General features: G+C 65.9%; 12 protein-coding genes and 1 riboswitch. Of the genes, 10 read left to right on the forward strand and 2 right to left on the reverse strand.

Annotation, left to right across the window (positions count from 1 at the left end):
- Positions 1 to 88 precede the first annotated feature (88 nt).
- The 5 genes from ugpB to ugpQ all read left to right on the forward strand — a co-directional run bounded on the left by ugpB (position 89) and on the right by ugpQ (position 5,160).
- Entirely contained in the window at positions 89 to 1,423 is a 1,335-nt protein-coding gene (ugpB, locus tag WI26_RS01595; protein WP_069225049.1) for a sn-glycerol-3-phosphate ABC transporter substrate-binding protein UgpB, read from the forward strand.
- A 99-nt stretch (positions 1,424 to 1,522) separates the two neighbouring features.
- Complete coding sequence (ugpA, locus tag WI26_RS01600) at positions 1,523 to 2,407, forward strand: sn-glycerol-3-phosphate ABC transporter permease UgpA (RefSeq protein ID WP_059449834.1); 885 nt, start codon at positions 1,523 to 1,525, stop codon at positions 2,405 to 2,407.
- Positions 2,404 to 3,249: a sn-glycerol-3-phosphate ABC transporter permease UgpE gene (ugpE, locus tag WI26_RS01605; protein ID WP_069225050.1), complete on the forward strand. Its 846-nt coding sequence runs from the start codon at positions 2,404 to 2,406 to the stop codon at positions 3,247 to 3,249. The genes ugpA and ugpE overlap by 4 nt, the downstream gene beginning before the upstream one ends.
- Positions 3,250 to 3,281: 32 nt before the next feature.
- Positions 3,282 to 4,367 carry a sn-glycerol-3-phosphate import ATP-binding protein UgpC gene (locus WI26_RS01610; RefSeq protein ID WP_069225051.1) on the forward strand — a complete coding sequence of 362 codons (1,086 nt, stop codon included), beginning with the start codon at positions 3,282 to 3,284 and terminating at the stop codon, positions 4,365 to 4,367.
- Between the two features lie 28 nt (positions 4,368 to 4,395).
- Positions 4,396 to 5,160: a glycerophosphodiester phosphodiesterase gene (gene ugpQ, locus WI26_RS01615; protein ID WP_069226329.1), complete on the forward strand. Its 765-nt coding sequence runs from the start codon at positions 4,396 to 4,398 to the stop codon at positions 5,158 to 5,160.
- A gap of 167 nt (positions 5,161 to 5,327) precedes the next feature.
- Here ugpQ and WI26_RS01620 read toward each other — a convergent pair whose 3' ends face one another.
- Positions 5,328 to 6,059: an OmpW/AlkL family protein gene (locus WI26_RS01620; protein WP_059467848.1), complete on the reverse strand. Its 732-nt coding sequence runs from the start codon at positions 6,057 to 6,059 to the stop codon at positions 5,328 to 5,330.
- Positions 6,060 to 6,251: 192 nt separating this feature from the next.
- On the opposite strand from WI26_RS01620, the gene WI26_RS01625 reads away from it, so the two are divergent.
- The 5 genes from WI26_RS01625 to thpR all read left to right on the forward strand — a co-directional run bounded on the left by WI26_RS01625 (position 6,252) and on the right by thpR (position 15,836).
- Complete coding sequence (locus WI26_RS01625; protein WP_059467849.1) at positions 6,252 to 6,965, forward strand: transposase; 714 nt, start codon at positions 6,252 to 6,254, stop codon at positions 6,963 to 6,965.
- Positions 6,966 to 7,253: 288 nt separating this feature from the next.
- Positions 7,254 to 11,957, forward strand: coding sequence for a glutamate synthase-related protein (locus tag WI26_RS01630; RefSeq protein WP_059467850.1), 4,704 nt, complete (start codon positions 7,254 to 7,256; stop codon positions 11,955 to 11,957).
- An 85-nt stretch (positions 11,958 to 12,042) separates the two neighbouring features.
- Positions 12,043 to 13,509, forward strand: coding sequence for a glutamate synthase subunit beta (locus tag WI26_RS01635; protein ID WP_059467851.1), 1,467 nt, complete (start codon positions 12,043 to 12,045; stop codon positions 13,507 to 13,509).
- A gap of 291 nt (positions 13,510 to 13,800) precedes the next feature.
- Positions 13,801 to 15,291, forward strand: coding sequence for an alanine/glycine:cation symporter family protein (locus WI26_RS01640; protein ID WP_059536955.1), 1,491 nt, complete (start codon positions 13,801 to 13,803; stop codon positions 15,289 to 15,291).
- A complete protein-coding gene (thpR, locus tag WI26_RS01645; RefSeq protein ID WP_059467853.1) occupies positions 15,288 to 15,836 on the forward strand; it encodes an RNA 2',3'-cyclic phosphodiesterase in 549 nt (182 codons plus the stop codon). Before WI26_RS01640 ends, thpR begins: the two co-directional genes overlap by 4 nt.
- Before the next feature lie 68 nt (positions 15,837 to 15,904).
- Here thpR and WI26_RS01650 read toward each other — a convergent pair whose 3' ends face one another.
- Positions 15,905 to 17,674 carry an ABC transporter ATP-binding protein/permease gene (locus tag WI26_RS01650; RefSeq protein ID WP_059467854.1) on the reverse strand — a complete coding sequence of 590 codons (1,770 nt, stop codon included), beginning with the start codon at positions 17,672 to 17,674 and terminating at the stop codon, positions 15,905 to 15,907.
- A gap of 268 nt (positions 17,675 to 17,942) precedes the next feature.
- A riboswitch (TPP riboswitch) is annotated at positions 17,943 to 18,066 on the forward strand.
- The last annotated feature ends 65 nt before the right edge of the window (positions 18,067 to 18,131 follow it).

Raw genomic sequence — 18,131 nt, forward strand, 5'->3', positions numbered from 1 at the left:
GTCACAAACGATCACTAGACTTCGCCGGTTCAATGGCGACGGGAATGTTGCACACGCTGTTGGTAACGTTTTCACAGGAGAGAGGTCGATGAAGAAGAAGCCCGCGGGGACCATGATTCGCTCGATCGCGCTGGGCGGCGCGTTGATGTTCGGTGTGCAGCATGCGGCGTTCGCCGTGACGGAAATCCAGTTCTGGCATGCGATGGAGTCGGCGCTCGGCGAGCGCGTGAATGAACTTGCCACGCAATTCAACGCATCGCAGAGCGACTACAAGATCGTGCCGGTGTTCAAGGGCACCTACGACCAGGCGCTCGCGGCGGGCATCGCCGCCTATCGCAGCGGCAATGCGCCGGCGATTCTCCAGGTCTACGAAGTCGGCACCGCGACGATGATGCAGGCGAAGAAGGCCGTCGTGCCGGTGTACGACGTGTTCAAGCAGGCCGGCGTGCCGCTCGACGAGAAGGCGTTCGTGCCGACCATCGCCAGCTACTACAGCGATGCGAAGACGGGCCATCTCGTGTCGATGCCGTTCAACAGCTCGACGCCCGTGCTGTACTACAACAAGGACGCATTCAAGAAGGCCGGGCTCGATCCGAACCAGCCGCCGAAGACGTGGGCCGACGTGCAGGCCGACGCGGAGAAACTGCGCAAGTCCGGGATGACGTGCGGCTTCACGACCGGCTGGCAAGGCTGGATCCAGCTCGAGAACTACAGCGCATGGCATGCGCTGCCGTTCGCGAGCCGCAACAACGGCTTCGACGGCGCCGACGCCGTGCTCGAATTCAACAAGCCGCAGCAGGTCGCGCACATCGCGTTCCTGCAGCAGATGCAGAAGGACGGCACGTTCACGTATGCGGGCCGCAAGGACGAAGCGTCCGCGAAGTTCTACAGCGGCGACTGCGGGATCCTGACGACCTCATCGGGCGCGCTTGCGAACGTGCAGAAGTTCGCGAAGTTCAGCTACGGCACCGGCATGATGCCGTACGACGCGAACGTGAAGGGGGCGCCGCAGAACGCGATCATCGGCGGCGCGAGCCTGTGGGTGCTGGCCGGCAAGGATCCGGTGACCTACAAGGGCGTCGCGAAATTCCTCGCGTTCCTGGCTTCGCCGCCGATCGCCGCCAAGTGGCACCAGGAAACGGGCTACCTGCCGGTCACGACGGCCGCGTACGAGCTCACGCGCCAGCAGGGCTTCTATGCGAAGAACCCGAGCGCGGAAACCGCGATCAAGCAGATGATGAACAAGCCGCCGCTGCCTTACACGAAGGGGCTGCGTCTCGGCAACATGCCGCAGATCCGCACGGTCGTCGACGAGGAACTCGAGCAGGTCTGGGCGCAGAAGAAGTCGCCGAAGGACGCGCTCGATTCGGCAGCGTCGCGCGGCGACGAGCTGCTGCGCCGCTTCGAGAAGTCGGGCAGCTGATCCCGCATCGCGTTCGTGTCGCCGGCCGCCGCTTCGCCTCTGCGAGCGGGCGGCCGGCGGCGCGGTTCCTTTCCCGTTTCGCTTGACCGGATGCCCGCGATGCAATCCCGTTCCCGTTTCGGCACGAGCCTGCTGCCGTACCTGCTGATCGCGCCGCAGCTCGCCATCACCGCCGTATTTTTCCTGTGGCCGGCCGGCGTCGCGCTGTGGCAGTCGACGCAGATGCAGGATGCATTCGGCACATCGAGTGAATTCGTCGGCTTCGCGAACTTCACGCACCTGTTCGCCGATCCGCTGTACCTCGATTCGTTCCGCACGACGCTGGTATTCAGCTCGCTCGTGACGGTCAGCGGGCTCGTCGTGTCGCTGCTGCTCGCCGCATGCGCCGACCGCGTGATCCGCGGCGCGCGCGTGTACCGCACGCTGTTGATCTGGCCATACGCGGTCGCGCCGACGATCGCGGCCGTGCTTTGGGCGTTCCTGTTCAATCCCAGCATCGGCCTCGTCACCTATGCGCTCGCGAAGGGCGGCATCGTCTGGAATCACGCGCTGAACGGCGGCCAGGCAATGTTTCTCGTCGTGCTCGCGTCGGTGTGGAAGCAGGTGAGCTACAACTTCCTGTTCTTCTACGCGGGGCTGCAGGCGATTCCCCGCTCGCTGATCGAGGCGGCGGCGATCGACGGCGCGGGGCCGGTGCGGCGCTTCTTCAATATCGTGCTGCCGCTGCTGTCGCCAACCAGCTTCTTCCTGCTGGTCGTGAACCTCGTCTACGCGTTCTTCGACACGTTCCCGGTGATCGACGCGGCCACCGCCGGCGGCCCCGCGCAAAGCACGAAAACGCTGATCTACAAGATCTTCACGGAGGGCTTCCAGGGCCTCGACATCGGTAGCTCGGGCGCGCAGTCGGTCGTGCTGATGATCATCGTCGTCGGCCTGACGGTGATTCAGTTCCGCTTCGTCGAACGCAGGGTGCAATACGCATGATCGAAAATCGCAAGGGCTTCGACCTGTTCTGCCACGCGGTGCTGATCGCGGGCGTCGTGCTGATCGTGTTCCCCGTGTACGTTGCGTTCTGCGCGGCGACCATGAACGCGCAGGAAGTGTTCACGATCCCGTTGTCGCTGGTGCCGAGCACACACCTGCTGGAGAACATCGCTTACATCTGGGGGCACGGCAGCGGCGGCACGACGGCGCCGTTCGGCCGGCTGCTCGTCAACAGTTTCGTGATGGCGCTCGCGATCGCGGTCGGCAAGATCGCGGTGTCGATCCTGTCGGCGTACGCGATCGTCTATTTCCGCTTTCCGTTCCGCAACACCGCGTTCTGGCTGATCTTCGTCACGCTGATGCTGCCGGTCGAGGTGCGGATCTTCCCGACCGTGCAGGTCGTGTCGACCCTGCATCTGACGAACACCTACGCCGGGCTTTCGCTGCCGCTGATCGCATCCGCGACCGCGACGTTCCTGTTCCGCCAGTTCTTCATGACGCTGCCCGACGAGCTGATGGACGCCGCGCGCATCGACGGCGCGGGACCGCTGCGCTTTTTCCGGGACGTGGTGTTGCCGCTGTCGAAGACGAGCATCGCGGCGCTGTTCGTGATCACGTTCATTTACGGCTGGAACCAGTATCTGTGGCCGATCCTGATCACGACGGAGGCGTCGCTGTCGACGGCGGTGGTGGGCATCAAGACGATGATCGCGAGCGGTGACGCCGCGACGGAGTGGCAATACGTAATGGCGGCGACGCTGCTGGCGATGATTCCGCCGCTCGTCGTCGTGCTGGCGATGCAGCGCTGGTTCGTGCGCGGCCTCGTCGATTCCGAGAAATGAACCACGGACGGCAACCGGGAGAAGGACCAAGTATGGCTGCGCTGAGCTTGAAGGGCGTCAGGAAATCCTACGACGGCAAGCAGCATGTGCTGCACGGCATCGACGTGGAGATCGCCGACGGCGAATTCATCGTGCTGGTCGGCCCGTCGGGCTGCGGCAAGTCGACGCTCTTGCGGATGATCGCGGGGCTCGAGACGGTGACGGACGGCGAGATCGCGATCGGCGAGCGCGTGGTCAACACGCTGGAGCCGAAGGATCGCGACATTGCGATGGTGTTCCAGAACTACGCGCTGTATCCGCACATGACGGTCGCACAGAACATGGGCTACGGGCTGAAGATCCGCGGCATCGAGCGCGCGACGATCGACGCGCGGGTGGCCGCGGCAGCGAAGATCCTCGAGCTCGAGCCGCTGCTCGCGCGGCGGCCGCGCGAGTTGTCGGGCGGCCAGCGGCAACGCGTCGCGATGGGGCGGGCGATCGTGCGCGAGCCGTCCGTGTTCCTGTTCGACGAGCCGCTGTCGAACCTCGACGCGAAGCTGCGCGTGCAGATGCGCCTGGAGATCCAGCGGCTGCATGCGCGGCTCGCGACGACGAGCGTGTACGTGACGCACGATCAGATCGAGGCGATGACGCTCGCCCAGCGCGTGATCGTGATGAACCGCGGCTATGCGGAGCAGATCGGCGCGCCGGTCGACGTGTACGAGAAGCCGGCGACGGTGTTCGTCGCAGGCTTCATCGGCTCGCCGGCGATGAACCTGATGCACGGCCGGCTGTCCGAGGATGGCGCGACGTTCACGGTCGCGGGCGGCGGCCCGGCGCTGCCGGTTGCCGGCGCGCCGGGCATCGGCACCGCGATCGCCGCGGGGCGCGACTGGGTGCTTGGCGTGCGGCCGGAGCACATGACGCCGCAGCCGGGTGTCGCGCAGGCGACGCTGCCGGTCGACTCGTGCGAGCTGCTCGGCGCGGACAACCTCGCGCACGGCCGCTGGGGCAACCACGACGTCGCGGTGCGCCTGCCGCACGCGGATCGTCCGGCGCGCGGCACGGCGCTGGCCGCCGCGCTGCCCGCGCATCGGCTGCATTTCTTCGATCCCGAAACCGGCAAGCGTGCCGGCTGACCCTCACGAACCCGCCGAGAGGCTCACGATGACTTCCCGTACCGACTGGCCCTATCCGCGCGTCGTCGCCCATCGCGGCGGCGGCACGCTCGCGCCGGAGAACACGCTCGCCGCGTTCGACGAAGGCGCGCGGCGCGGTCACCGGATGGTCGAGTTCGACGCGAAACTGTCCGCCGACGACGTGAGTTTCCTGTTGCACGACGACACGGTCGACCGCACGTCGAACGGCAGCGGGCCGGCCGCGGGCATGCGCTACGCGGCGTTGGCCGCGCTCGATGCCGGCGCCTGGTTCGACGCGCGATTCGCGGGCGAGCAGATGCCGACGCTCGAGGCTGCGGCGGCACGCTGCATCGCGCACGGGCTGGCGGCGAACGTCGAGATCAAGCCGTGCCCGGGCCGCGAGCGCGACACGGGGCAGCGGGTGGCGGCCGATGCGGCTGCATACTGGCACGGCGCGGCCGTGCCGCCGCTGCTGTCGTCGTTTTCGTTCGACGCGTTGCAACAGGCGCGCGCCAGCGCTCCGGCGCTGCCGCGCGGGATGCTGTACGACGCTGTGCCGGACGACTGGCACGCGCAAGTCGTCAGCGCGCTCGGCTGCGTATCGTTGCATGCGAACCACAAGGCGCTCGACGAACCGCTCGTGCGCGCGATCAAGGCGGCCGGGCTGCGCATCCTGGTCTACACGGTCAACGACCTCGCCCGCGCGCGCGAACTCGTGCGCTGGGGCGTCGACGCGGTCTGCACGGACCGGATCGACCTGATCGGCCCGACGGCACTCGACGACATCGTGTAACGCCGCGCGCATCCGGCAAAACCCTGTGCGGGAACGTGCCTGACGCGAAAAAACGACGCCCCGGCCGGACTCCGACCGGGGCGTTCTGCATCGCGGACCCGTTACTCAAGGAAAATTCCGCTACAAATTGCAGCAGGATTAACCATTCCCCAAATATTCGACTACGCTTAGAAGCGATAGCCGACGTTCAGATACGTGACGATCGGGTTCAGCGAGATGTGCGCCTTCGACGTTTCCGTGAGCGTGCCGACCGGCGTGCGGCGGGCCGTCGTGAACGTCGCGGTCACGCTGACCGGGATGTAGGAGATCGACAGGCCGCCGAACCAGTGTTTGGTGAAGTTGTACGTGAAGCCGGCGTTAAAGACGGGCGCCCACTGGTTGCTCGTCTGCGCGCTGGTCGGGCCGCCGAGCACGCCGTTCTCGAATGCGCTGTTCGTGATCTTCGCACCGGTGAACCAGACGTACGTCGCGCCGACGCCGACATACGGGCGGAATTTCGCGTTGGCATCGTTGAAGTGATAGCGCAGCAGCAGGGCCGGGCTCCACTGGTACGCGCGGCCGAGCACGCCGAAGCTCGAGAACTGGCCCTTGCCGGTAATGTCGAACTTCGGTGGCACACCGAGAACGAATTCGGTGGAAATGTGGTCAGTGATGAAATAGCCGGTCGCGAGGCCGAGCGTGTCGGCGTCGTTGATGCCGGCGCCGGTGTTGGCAATGGACTGATTGACGGGCGTGCCGCCGACGCCGTAGACGTAAAGCGGATCGCTGCTGTCCTGGGGGGACAGGTGGAACCAGCCGGTGCTGACGTAGAAATCACCTGCGGATTGTGCGTGTGCCGTACCGCCCGCAAACGTGAATGCGAGCGCTGCAGCCCCCGTAATGGCCAGTTTTCGTTTCATTGTGTCTCCTCCGATCTAAGGCGTGCTCATTATGACGACTGCGTTTAAAACCAAACAAGCTCGTAAGTTAGAGTTTTCACCCTAGGATTCGCACGACCGTACGCTTCCGCGCCCCGCCGGGACACGCATTCGGCGCAGTGCGCAATTTCGGACCTTCGGGTATTTCCTAACGCGTTCAAACGGACATTCAGCATGGCACGGTTAGCACGACTCTACGTTCCCGACCAGCCGCAGCACGTGATACTGCGCGGCCTGGATCAGCAACCCGCGTTCGTCGACGACCAGGACTACGAACTCTTCATCGATTGTCTGAAGGCCGCGGCACGCGATCATCACCTTTCGGTGCATGCCTACGTGCTGCTTCCGCGTCAGGTGCAACTCCTCGTGACGCCGAGCGACGAGGCGAGCCTGCCGAAGGCGATGCAGGCGGTCGGCCGCCGCTACGTTGCGCATTTCAACCGACGTTATTCGCGTCGCGGCACCTTGTGGGAAGGCCGCTATCGAGCGACCGTGATCGAAGGCGAGCGCTATTTCCTGCTCGCGAGCCGCGTGGTCGAGATGAGCCCGGTGCGCTCGCAGCTCGTCGCGACGGCCGACGCCTATCGCTGGTCGAGCTACCGGCACCACGTCGGTCTCACCGTCGACAGCCTGATCACCGACCATCCGCTCTACTGGGCGCTCGGCAACACGCCGTTCGATCGTCAGCGCGCGTACAAGGAGCTCTGCGAGCAGCCGCTCGACGAGCGGCAGGCCGACCAGCTTCAGCAGGCGACGCTGAAGGGCTGGGTGCTCGGCGGCGAGAATTACCGCGAATGGGCGGCGCGCACCGCGAATCGCCGCGTGTCGCCGCTGCCGCGCGGACGCCCCAGAAAGGTGCGTGAAAACACCCCGCCGATCCAGCAGTAACGCGGGAAAGGCAGATCACGAGGCGGCGCTGGCAGCGCCGCTTCTTTTTGCACCAAAATGATACGTCCCCAATAAAACGGCACCAGATCGGCGCATGCATTTAATTGGGGTTCTATCAAGTGGTTTTTGTTGCTATTCCTTTGATTCGTCGCGTATATTCCGAATTCCGGTGGCCCGGGTGAAGTTCGCCCAACCACTGTCGGCCGTGCCGTCTCCCGTCGGGAGCGGGATCGACGGCAACAAAAAATGGTTCAACGGCCCCCGAGGCCCCTTTACGACGGTGTCCCCATGAACGACCACCAGCAGCCGCTCGCCGCGGTGCCCGCCGCACAAGGTCTGTACGACCCGCAAAACGAACACGACGCCTGCGGCGTCGGTTTCGTCGCTCACATCAAGGGCAAGAAGAGCCACGAGATCATTCAGCAGGGTCTGAAGATCCTCGAGAACCTCGATCACCGCGGCGCGGTCGGCGCCGATCCGCTGATGGGCGACGGCGCCGGCATCCTGATCCAGATTCCGGACGCGTTCTATCGCGAGGAAATGTCGAAGCAGGGCGTGACGCTGCCGCCCGCCGGCGAATACGGGGTCGGGATGATCTTCCTGCCGAAGGAAAACGCGTCGCGTCTCGCGTGCGAGCAGGAGCTCGAGCGCACGGTGCGGGCAGAGGGCCAGGTCGTGCTCGGCTGGCGCGACGTGCCGGTCGACCACGCGATGCCGATCTCGCCGACGGTCAAGGCGAGCGAGCCGCTGATTCGCCAGATCTTCATCGGCCGCGGCAAGGACATCATGGTGACCGATGCGCTCGAGCGGAAGCTGTACGTGATCCGCAAGACCGCGAGCCACCGCATCCAGGCGCTCAAGCTCAAGCACGGCAAGGAATACTTCGTGCCGTCGATGTCGGCGCGCACGGTCGTCTACAAGGGGCTGCTGCTGGCGGGCCAGGTCGGCGTGTATTACCGCGACCTGCAGGACGAGCGCGTCGTGTCGGCGCTTGCGCTCGTGCACCAGCGCTTCTCGACCAACACGTTCCCGGCATGGGAACTGGCTCACCCGTACCGGATGATCGCGCACAACGGCGAGATCAACACCGTGAAGGGCAACGTGAACTGGCTGAACGCGCGTACCGGCGCGATCGCGTCGCACGTGCTCGCCGACGACCTGCCGAAGCTGTGGCCGCTGATCTACCCGGGCCAGTCTGACACCGCGTCGTTCGACAACTGTCTCGAACTGCTGGTGATGGCCGGCTACCCGCTCGTGCACGCGGTGATGATGATGATCCCGGAAGCGTGGGAACAGCACACGCTGATGGACGAGAACCGCCGCGCGTTCTACGAATACCACGCCGCGATGATGGAGCCGTGGGACGGCCCCGCCGCGATCGCGTTCACCGACGGCCGCCAGATCGGCGCGACGCTCGACCGCAACGGCCTGCGCCCGGCGCGCTACATCGTGACCGACGACGACCTCGTGATCATGGCGTCGGAAGCCGGCACGCTGCCGATCCCCGAATCGAAGATCGTCAAGAAGTGGCGCCTGCAGCCGGGCAAGATGTTCCTGATCGACATGGAGCACGGCCGCATCATCGACGACAAGGAGCTCAAGGACAACCTCGCGAACGCGAAGCCGTACAAGAGCTGGATCGACGCCGTGCGCATCAAGCTCGACGAGATCGAGCCGAAGGCCGAGGAAGTCGCGGCCGGCCGCACGCAGGGCGCCGCGCTGCTCGACCGCCAGCAGGCGTTCGGCTATACGCAGGAGGACCTGAAGTTCCTGATGGCGCCGATGGCGCAGCAGGGCGAGGAAGCCGTCGGCTCGATGGGCAACGACTCGCCGCTCGCCGTGATGTCGAACAAGAACAAGACGCTCTATCACTACTTCAAGCAGTTGTTCGCGCAGGTCACGAACCCGCCGATCGACCCGATCCGCGAGAACATGGTGATGTCGCTCGTGTCGTTCATCGGCCCGAAGCCGAACCTGCTCGACACGAACAACATCAACCCGCCGATGCGTCTCGAAGTGTCGCAGCCGGTGCTCGACTTCAAGGACATCGCGAAGATCCGCGCGATCGATCAGTACACGGGCGGCAAGTTCAGCGCCTACGAACTGAACATCTGCTATCCGGTCGCGTGGGGCAAGGAAGGCATCGAGGCACGTCTCGCGTCGCTGTGCGCGGAAGCCGTCGATGCGGTGAAGTCCGGCTACAACATCCTGATCGTATCGGATCGCAAGACGGACGCCGACCACGTCGCGATCCCGGCGCTGCTCGCCACGTCGGCGATCCACACGCACCTCGTCCAGCAAGGGCTGCGCACGAGCACGGGCCTCGTCGTCGAGACGGGCTCTGCACGTGAGACGCACCACTTCGCGCTGCTCGCGGGCTATGGCGCGGAAGCCGTGCACCCGTACCTCGCGATGGAAACGCTCGCGAAGATGGCGGAAGGCCTGCCGGGCGACCTGTCGCCGGAGAAGGCCGTCTACAACTTCACGAAGGCGGTCGGCAAGGGCCTGCAGAAGGTGATGTCGAAGATGGGCATCTCGACGTACATGTCGTACACGGGCGCGCAGATCTTCGAAGCGCTCGGCCTGTCGAGCGACCTCGTCGAGAAGTACTTCAAGGGCACGGCCTCGAAGGTCGGCGGCATCGGCCTGTTCGAAGTCGCGGAAGAGGCGATCCGCCTGCACCGCGACGCGTTCGGCGACAATCCGGTCCTGCGCGACATGCTCGACGCGGGCGGCGAGTACGCATACCGCGTGCGCGGCGAGGACCACATGTGGACGCCGGATTCGATCGCGAAGCTCCAGCACGCGACGCGCAGCAACTCGTACCAGACGTACAAGGAATACGCGCACCTGATCAACGACCAGACCAAGCGTCACATGACGTTCCGCGGCCTGTTCGAATTCAAGGTGGAGCCGACCAAGGCCATTCCGATCGACGACGTCGAGCCGGCGAAGGAGATCGTCAAGCGCTTTGCGACGGGCGCGATGTCGCTCGGTTCGATCAGCACCGAAGCACACGCGACGCTCGCGATCGCGATGAACCGGATCGGCGGCAAGTCGAACACCGGCGAAGGCGGCGAGGACGAGAAGCGCTACCGCAACGAACTGCGCGGCATTCCGATCAAGTCGGGCGAGACGCTGAAGTCGGTGATCGGCGACGAGATCGTCAGCGACATTCCGCTGAAGGACGGCGATTCGCTGCGCTCGAAGATCAAGCAGGTCGCGTCGGGCCGCTTCGGCGTCACCGCCGAGTACCTGGCATCGGCCGACCAGATCCAGATCAAGATGGCGCAGGGCGCGAAGCCGGGCGAAGGCGGCCAGCTGCCGGGCCACAAGGTGTCGGAATACATCGGCAAGCTGCGTTATTCGGTGCCGGGCGTCGGCCTGATCTCGCCGCCGCCGCACCACGACATCTACTCGATCGAGGATCTGGCGCAGCTGATCCACGACCTGAAGAACGTGAACCCGAGCTCCAGCATCTCGGTGAAGCTGGTGTCGGAAGTGGGTGTCGGCACGGTCGCGGCCGGTGTCGCGAAGGCGAAGGCCGATCACGTCGTGATCGCCGGCCATGACGGCGGCACGGGTGCGTCGCCGCTGTCGTCGGTGAAGCACGCGGGCACGCCGTGGGAACTCGGCCTCGCCGAAACGCAGCAGACGCTGGTGCTGAACCGCCTGCGCGGCCGCATCCGCGTGCAGGCCGACGGCCAGATGAAGACGGGCCGCGACGTCGTGATCGGCGCGCTGCTCGGCGCGGACGAATTCGGCTTCGCGACGGCGCCGCTTGTCGTCGAAGGCTGCATCATGATGCGCAAGTGCCACCTGAACACGTGCCCGGTCGGCGTCGCGACGCAGGATCCGGTGCTGCGTGCGAAGTTCAAGGGCCAGCCCGAGCACGTCGTGAACTACTTCTTCTTCGTCGCCGAGGAAGTGCGCGAGATCATGGCGCAGCTCGGCATCGCGAAGTTCGACGACCTGATCGGCCGCGCCGACCTGCTCGATACGCGCAAGGGCATCGAGCACTGGAAGGCGAAGGGCCTCGACTTCTCGCGCGTGTTCTACCAGCCGGAAGAGTGCGAGGAGGTGGCCCGGCGTCATGTCGACGTGCAGGATCACGGCCTCGAGCGCGCGCTCGACCACGTGCTGATCGAGAAGGCGAAGGCCGCGATCGAGAACGGCGAGCACGTGTCGTTCATCCAGCCGGTGCGCAACGTGAACCGCACGGTCGGCGCGATGCTGTCGGGCGTGATCGCGAAGAAGCACGGCCACGACGGCCTGGCCGACGACGCGGTGCATATCCAGTTGAAGGGCACGGCCGGCCAGAGTTTCGGCGCGTTCCTCGCGAAGGGCGTCACGCTCGACCTCGTCGGCGACGGCAACGACTACGTCGGCAAGGGCCTGTCGGGCGGGCGGATCATCATCCGGCCGACCAACGACTTCCGCGGCAAGTCAGAGGAAAACATCATCTGCGGCAACACGGTGATGTACGGCGCGATCGAAGGCGAATCGTTCTTCCGCGGCGTCGCGGGCGAGCGCTTCTGCGTGCGCAACTCGGGCGCGACGGCGGTTGTCGAAGGCACGGGCGACCACGGTTGCGAATACATGACGGGCGGCACGGTCGTCGTGCTCGGCGAAACCGGGCGCAACTTCGCGGCCGGCATGTCGGGCGGCCTCGCGTACATCTACGATCCGGAAGGCACGTTCGCGGCGAAGTGCAACAAGTCGATGGTCGCGCTCGAGCCGGTGCTGCAGCAGGCCGAGCAGGAGCGCACGGTCGACCGCGCGCTCTGGCATGAGGGCACGACGGACGAAGCGTTGCTCAAGGGGCTCGTCGAGCGTCATTTCCAGTTCACGGGTTCGCCGCGCGCGAAGTCGCTGCTGGAAAACTGGGACGCGGCGCGCCGCCAGTTCGTGAAGGTGTTCCCGCACGAATACAAGCGCGCGCTGGGCGAGATTGGTGCAAAGAAGGCGGCGAAGGAAGTGCTGGCCGCCTGAGCGACGAACGACATAGCGAATGCCGCGCGCGCATGATCGCCGCGCGCGGCTCCCCCACCCGATACACCGAACAGAAGAGCACCTTATGGGCAAGGCAACCGGTTTTCTGGAATTCGAACGCCGCCACGAGGCGTACGAAGCACCGCTCACGCGCGTGAAGCACTACAAGGAATTCGTCGCGGCGCTGACCGACGCGGACGCGAAGATCCAGGGCGCGCGCTGCATGGACTGCGGCATCCCGTTCTGCAACAACGGCTGCCCGGTCAACAACATCATCCCTGACTTCAACGATCTCGTTTACCGCCAGGACTGGCAGCAGGCGATCGAAGTCCTGCATTCGACCAACAACTTCCCCGAGTTCACGGGCCGCATCTGCCCGGCGCCGTGCGAGGCAGCCTGCACGCTCGGGATCAACGACGATCCGGTCGGCATCAAGTCGATCGAGCACGCGATCATCGACAAGGCCTGGGCGGAGGGCTGGGTGAAGCCGCTGCCGGCCGAGCACAAGACGGGCAAGAAGGTCGCGATCGTCGGCTCCGGCCCTGCGGGCTTGGCGGCCGCGCAGCAGCTTGCGCGCGCCGGCCACGACGTGACGGTGTTCGAGAAGAACGATCGCATCGGCGGCCTGCTGCGTTACGGGATCCCCGACTTCAAGCTCGAGAAGTGGCTGATCGATCGCCGCATGCGCCAGATGGAAGCGGAAGGCGTGACCTTCCGCACCAGCGTGTTCATCGGCAAGGATCCGCTGCCCGAGTCGATCGGCAATCTCGCGAAGGAAACCATTTCGCCGGAGAAGCTGAAGGAAGAATTCGACGCGGTCGTGATCGCGGGCGGTTCGGAAACGCCGCGCGACCTGCCGGTGCCGGGCCGCGAACTCGCCGGCGTGCATTTCGCGATGGACTTCCTGCCGCAGCAGAACCGTGTGAACGCGGGCGACAAGCTCGTCGACCAGCTCGTCGCGAAGGGCAAGCACGTGATCGTGATCGGCGGCGGCGACACGGGTTCGGACTGCGTCGGCACGTCGAACCGTCACGGCGCGAAGCAGGTCACGCAGTTCGAGCTGCTGCCGCAGCCGCCCGAAGAGGAAAACAAGCCGCTCGTGTGGCCGTACTGGCCGATCAAGCTGCGCACGTCGTCGTCGCACGAGGAAGGCTGCGAGCGTGACTGGGCGGTCGCGACGAAGCGTCTCGAAGGCAAGAACGGCAAGGTCGAGAAGCTGATCGCGGTGCGCGTCGAGTGGAAGGACGGCAAGATGCAGGAAGTGCCGGGCTCCGAGTTCGAGATGAAGGCCGACCTGGTGCTGCTCGCGATGGGCTTCACGCAGCCGGCGGCCACCGTGCTCGAAGCGTTCGGCGTCGCGAAGGATGCACGCGGCAACGCGCGCGCGGCGACCGAAGGCGATCGCTCGTACTACACGTCGGTCGACAAGGTGTTCGCGGCGGGCGACATGCGCCGCGGCCAGTCGCTCGTCGTCTGGGCGATCCGCGAAGGCCGCCAGTGCGCGCGCTCGGTCGATGCGTACTTGATGGGGCATTCGGAACTGCCGCGCTAAGCAAAAGCGCGCGAGCGGATTTCGAAGAAAACCGGGCGTCCGAAAGGGCGCCCGGTTTTTTTATTGTGCAAGCGCCGCGAATGGTCGACTTCCGAGCGTGCCTTCGTCGCCCGCTCCTTTCGATGCGCGCCCCACATCTTCACGCAGCATCGCCTAACCTGATCGCATCGGGCGCCGATATTGCGTTATCTCTAAACTTTCGTTTTGTAATAATCCTTGAGAACTGTCATATCATGTCGCCCCGGCCGTGTTTCGCGGCCGTCTATATGACCCCATTTACAAGGACTCTGAATGGAAGCATTCGTGCATGGGCTGATCGACGCCGTCAACGGCGTGCTGTGGAATTACGTGCTGATCGCGCTGCTGCTCGGCGCCGGCGCGTGGTTCACGTTGCGGTTCCGGATGATCCAGCTGAAGGCGCTGTTCCTCAGCATCAAGCTGGTCGGCAGCAAGGGCGAACCGGGCAGCATCTCGTCGTTCCAGGCGTTCGCGACCGGGCTCGCGAGCCGCGTGGGCACCGGCAACATCGCCGGCGTGGCGGTCGCGCTGACGGTCGGCGGGCCGGGCGCGATCTTCTGGATGTGGATGACGGCGCTCGTCGGGATGTCGTCGGCGTTCGTCGAGGCGACGCTCGCGCAGATCTTCAAGGTATCGCATCCGGACGGCAGCTATCGCGGCGGCCCCGCGTACTACATCCAGACGGGCCTGCGCTCGCGCGGCTTCGGCGTGCTGTTCTCGCTGTCGCTGATCCTCGCATTCGGCTTCGTGTTCAACGCGGTGCAGGCCAATGCGATCGCCGACGCTTTCAATACATCGTTCGGCTGGAGCCGCGAATCGGTCGGCCTCGGCCTCGTGCTGCTCACCGCGCCGCTCATCTTCGGCGGAATTCGCCGCATCGCGTCGGTCGCGCAAGTGATCGTGCCGGTGATGGCGATCGGCTACCTCGCGCTGGCCGTCTACGCGGTCGCGACGCACGTCGCGCTGGTGCCGGAAGTGCTCGCGCTGATCGTGAAGAGCGCGTTCGGGCTCGAGCAGGCGGCAGGCGGCCTGACCGGCTACGCGATCAGCCAGGCAGTCTCGATGGGCGTGAAGCGCGGGTTGTTCTCGAACGAGGCCGGCATGGGCAGCGCGCCGAATGCGGCCGCGACCGCGAGCGTGCGGCATCCGGTCGTGCAGGGGCTGATCCAGATGCTCGGCGTGTTCGTCGACACGATCGTGATCTGCAGCGCGACCGCGTTCGTGATCCTGCTGTCGGGCCAGTACGAGCTCGGCACCGGCATGGAAGGCGCGGCGCTCACGCAGCGCGCGATCGCGAGCCACGTCGGCGACTGGGGCGGTATCTACATGGCCGTCGCGATCTTCTTCTTCGCGTACTCGTCGGTGATCGGCAATTACGCATACGCGGAAGGCAACGTCGACTTCATCACGAAGCGGCGCGGCGTGCTGCCGCTGTTCCGCTTCGCGGTGCTCGGCATGGTGATGTTCGGCAGCGTCGGGCAACTGCCGCTCGTGTGGGCGATGGCCGATACGAGCATGGGACTGATGGCGATCATCAACCTGGTCGCGATTCTCGCGCTCGGCAAGTATGCGCATGCCGCATGGCGCGACTATCGCCGCCAGCGCGCGGAGGGCATCGCCGATCCGGTGTTCACGCGCAACACGATTCCCGAGCTCGCGCGCGTGCTGCCTGCCGACGTGTGGGGTGAGGACGGCCCGTTGCCGCAGCGTCCGGTGTCGGCCGATGCGGTGGCCGAAGCGCGCGTGGCGGTGCGCGAATCATGAACGGCGACCGGCTCCGTGCGTTCGTCGCGCTGATGCCCGATGCGGCATCGCGCGACGCGCTGCATGCGCTGCCGGTCACCCGAGGCGCGCGGCGCACGCTGCCCGCGCAACTGCACGTGACGCTCGCGTTCATCGGTGCAATCGAACGCGCGCGTTGCGATGCGCTGGCCGCACGCCTGCCGGCGCTCGCGGCCGCGCATGCGCTGCCGTTGCAGCCGGTCGAGCGGATTGCGTGGTGGCCGAGCCTGCCGCGCGCGAGACTGATCGTCGCGGAACTCGCGCCCGATTCCGCCTGCGCGGCGCTGAACGCCGACTTGTCGGCGCTGCTGCTCGAACTGGGTGTGCCGGCCGACCGCCGGCCGTTCAGGCCGCACGTCACGCTCGCACGGTTGCCGCGCGACGCGGACGGACAGCCCGCGCACGGCGGCGCGACCGGGCGGCCGGTCGCGCTGCGTTTCGTCGCGCTGACGTTATTTGAAAGCCGGCTGTCGCACGACGGCGTGTCGCATGTGCCGATCGTGTCGGTGCCGGTCGGGCGGGCGTAGCGGGAAGGCGGGAGGGACGGGGAAGAGGAGAAGGCCGGCGCAGTATGCGCCGGCCTTTTGCCTGGCGGTTACGCCGCGACCTTGTCGCTGTCGTTCACGCGTTCGACGTTGATCGTGCCGACGTGGAACGCGGCGAGCGATTCGCGATGCGCAATGCTGACGATCGCGGCCTTCGGCAGCCGTTCGGCGAACAGATGATAGAGCCGCGCTTCGTTGTCGGCGTCGAGCGCGCTGGTCGCTTCGTCGAGGAACAGGAAGTCCGGCTTGTGCAGCAGCACGCGCGCGCCGGCCAGACGCTGCTGTTCGCCCGGCGACAGCACGCGCGTCCAGTGGCCGGTCTCGTCGAGGCGCCCGACGTAGTCTTCGAGGCGGCACGCACGCAGCGCGTCGCGGCACGCGTCGTCGGTGAACGCGTCGGGCGCGGCCGGATAGGTCAGCGCGGCCTTCAGCGTGCCGATCGGCAAGTAGCTGGTTTGCGGCACGAACATCATCCGTGCGCCGACCGGCGCGTCGATCGCGCCGTCGCCGAACGGCCACAGGCCCGCGAGCGCGCGCATGAACGTGCTCTTGCCGGAACCCGACTTGCCGATCACCAGCCAGCGCGAGCCGGGTTCGATCGTCACGTTGCCGATGTTGGCGAGCGCGTCGCCGTTCGGCAGCGCGAGCTTCAGCGACGACGTCGACAGCTTCGCGGCATCGACGTAGTGCAGGTTGATGCCGCCGTGCTCGGTCGCGGGCGACAGGCTTTCCTTCAGGTGCGACGTGCCCATCACGCGCTTGAATTCACGCAGACGGTTGACGGTCGCGCGCCATTCGACGAGGGTCGAGTAACTATTGATGAACCACGAGAACGAATCGCTGACGGTGCCGAACGCCGACGAGATCTGCATCAGCACGCCGAACGAGAACGCGCCCGCGAAATAGCGCGGCGCCGCGACGACGAGCGGGAAGATGATCGCGATCTGCCCATAGAAGCTCAGCACGAACGTGAGGCGCTTCGTGTACTTCATCACGCGCCACCAGTTGTCGCGAATGCGCGTGAACAGGCTCTGCGCATTGGCGGTCTCGGTCTTTTCTCCGTCGTAGAACGCGATCTGCTCGGCGTTCTCGCGCACGCGGATCAGCCCGAAGCGGAAGTCGGCCTCGACGCGCTGCTGCTGGTAGTTGATCGACACGAGCGGGTGGCCGACCTTCTGGATGATCAGCGAGCCGACCACCGCGTACAGCGCGGCCGCCCACACCATGTAGCCGGGGATCGTGATCGGCGTCGCGCCGAGCGAGAACGTCAGCGCGCCGGCGAGCGACCACAGGATCGTGATGAACGACACGAGCGTGACGACCGTCGACAGCAGGTCGAGCGACAGCGCGAGCGTCGTCGTCGCGAACGACTGGAGGTCGTCGGTGATCCGCTGGTCGGGGTTGTCGGCGAGGCGGTCACGTTCGATCCGGTAGAACGCGCGATCGCCGAGCCACTGGCCGAGAAAGCGGTCGGTGAGCCACTGGCGCCAGCGGAACCCGAGCATCTGGCGCAGGTAGCGGCCGTACACCGCGAGGATGATGAAGCCGAACGCGAGCGCGGAGAACTGCATCAGCAGGTTCGGGAAGTCGTGGACGTCCTTCGACTGCAGCGCGTTGTAGAACTGCGCGTTCCACTTGTTCAGCTTGACGTTGATCCAGACCACGCAGAGGTTGATCGCGATGATCGTGATCAGCAGCCCCCACGCGATTTTCCATTCGGACGACACCCAGTAGGGCTTGATGAGGCTCCACGCGGATACCGGGCGCTCGTCCTGCGGCGCGTCGGAGGCGGAGCGGACGGGATCGATCGATTGGGTCATGTGCTTCCTGATGAGTAGCCGGCGCGCGGGCCGGGCGGAGCCGGACGCGCGCCGCGATAAGGCATGCCGGGGCGCGGTGCCGACTGACGGCGGGCGTCCGGATGGTGGCCCGCGCGTCTTAAACGGCACTTAAGGCCGGCGGTGACGCGGCAACCGGCCGCTCGCGCGGCCGGCCTGCGGGCATTGTGCCAGAGCGGCGCGGCGCGACGGCGAATTTGCCGCAGGGGGACAGTTTGCGGCGCTTTCCGCTTTTATGGTCTAATGGCCGACGACGAAACAGGGGTGCTTCGAGCGCGGCCGACGGACAATTCCGGGCGACGCGGCGAGGCTGAGAAAGACCCTTCGCACCCGATCCGGGTAATACCGGCGAGGGAAGTTTCTGATCCCGCCGGGCCGCGCTGGCCGCCATCCCACATGGTCAGCGCCCGAGTCCCGCCCGGCCGGCCTTTGCTGCCGG

The sequence above is a fragment of the Burkholderia diffusa genome, assembly GCF_001718315.1.
Taxonomy (GTDB): Bacteria; Pseudomonadota; Gammaproteobacteria; order Burkholderiales; family Burkholderiaceae; genus Burkholderia; species Burkholderia diffusa_B.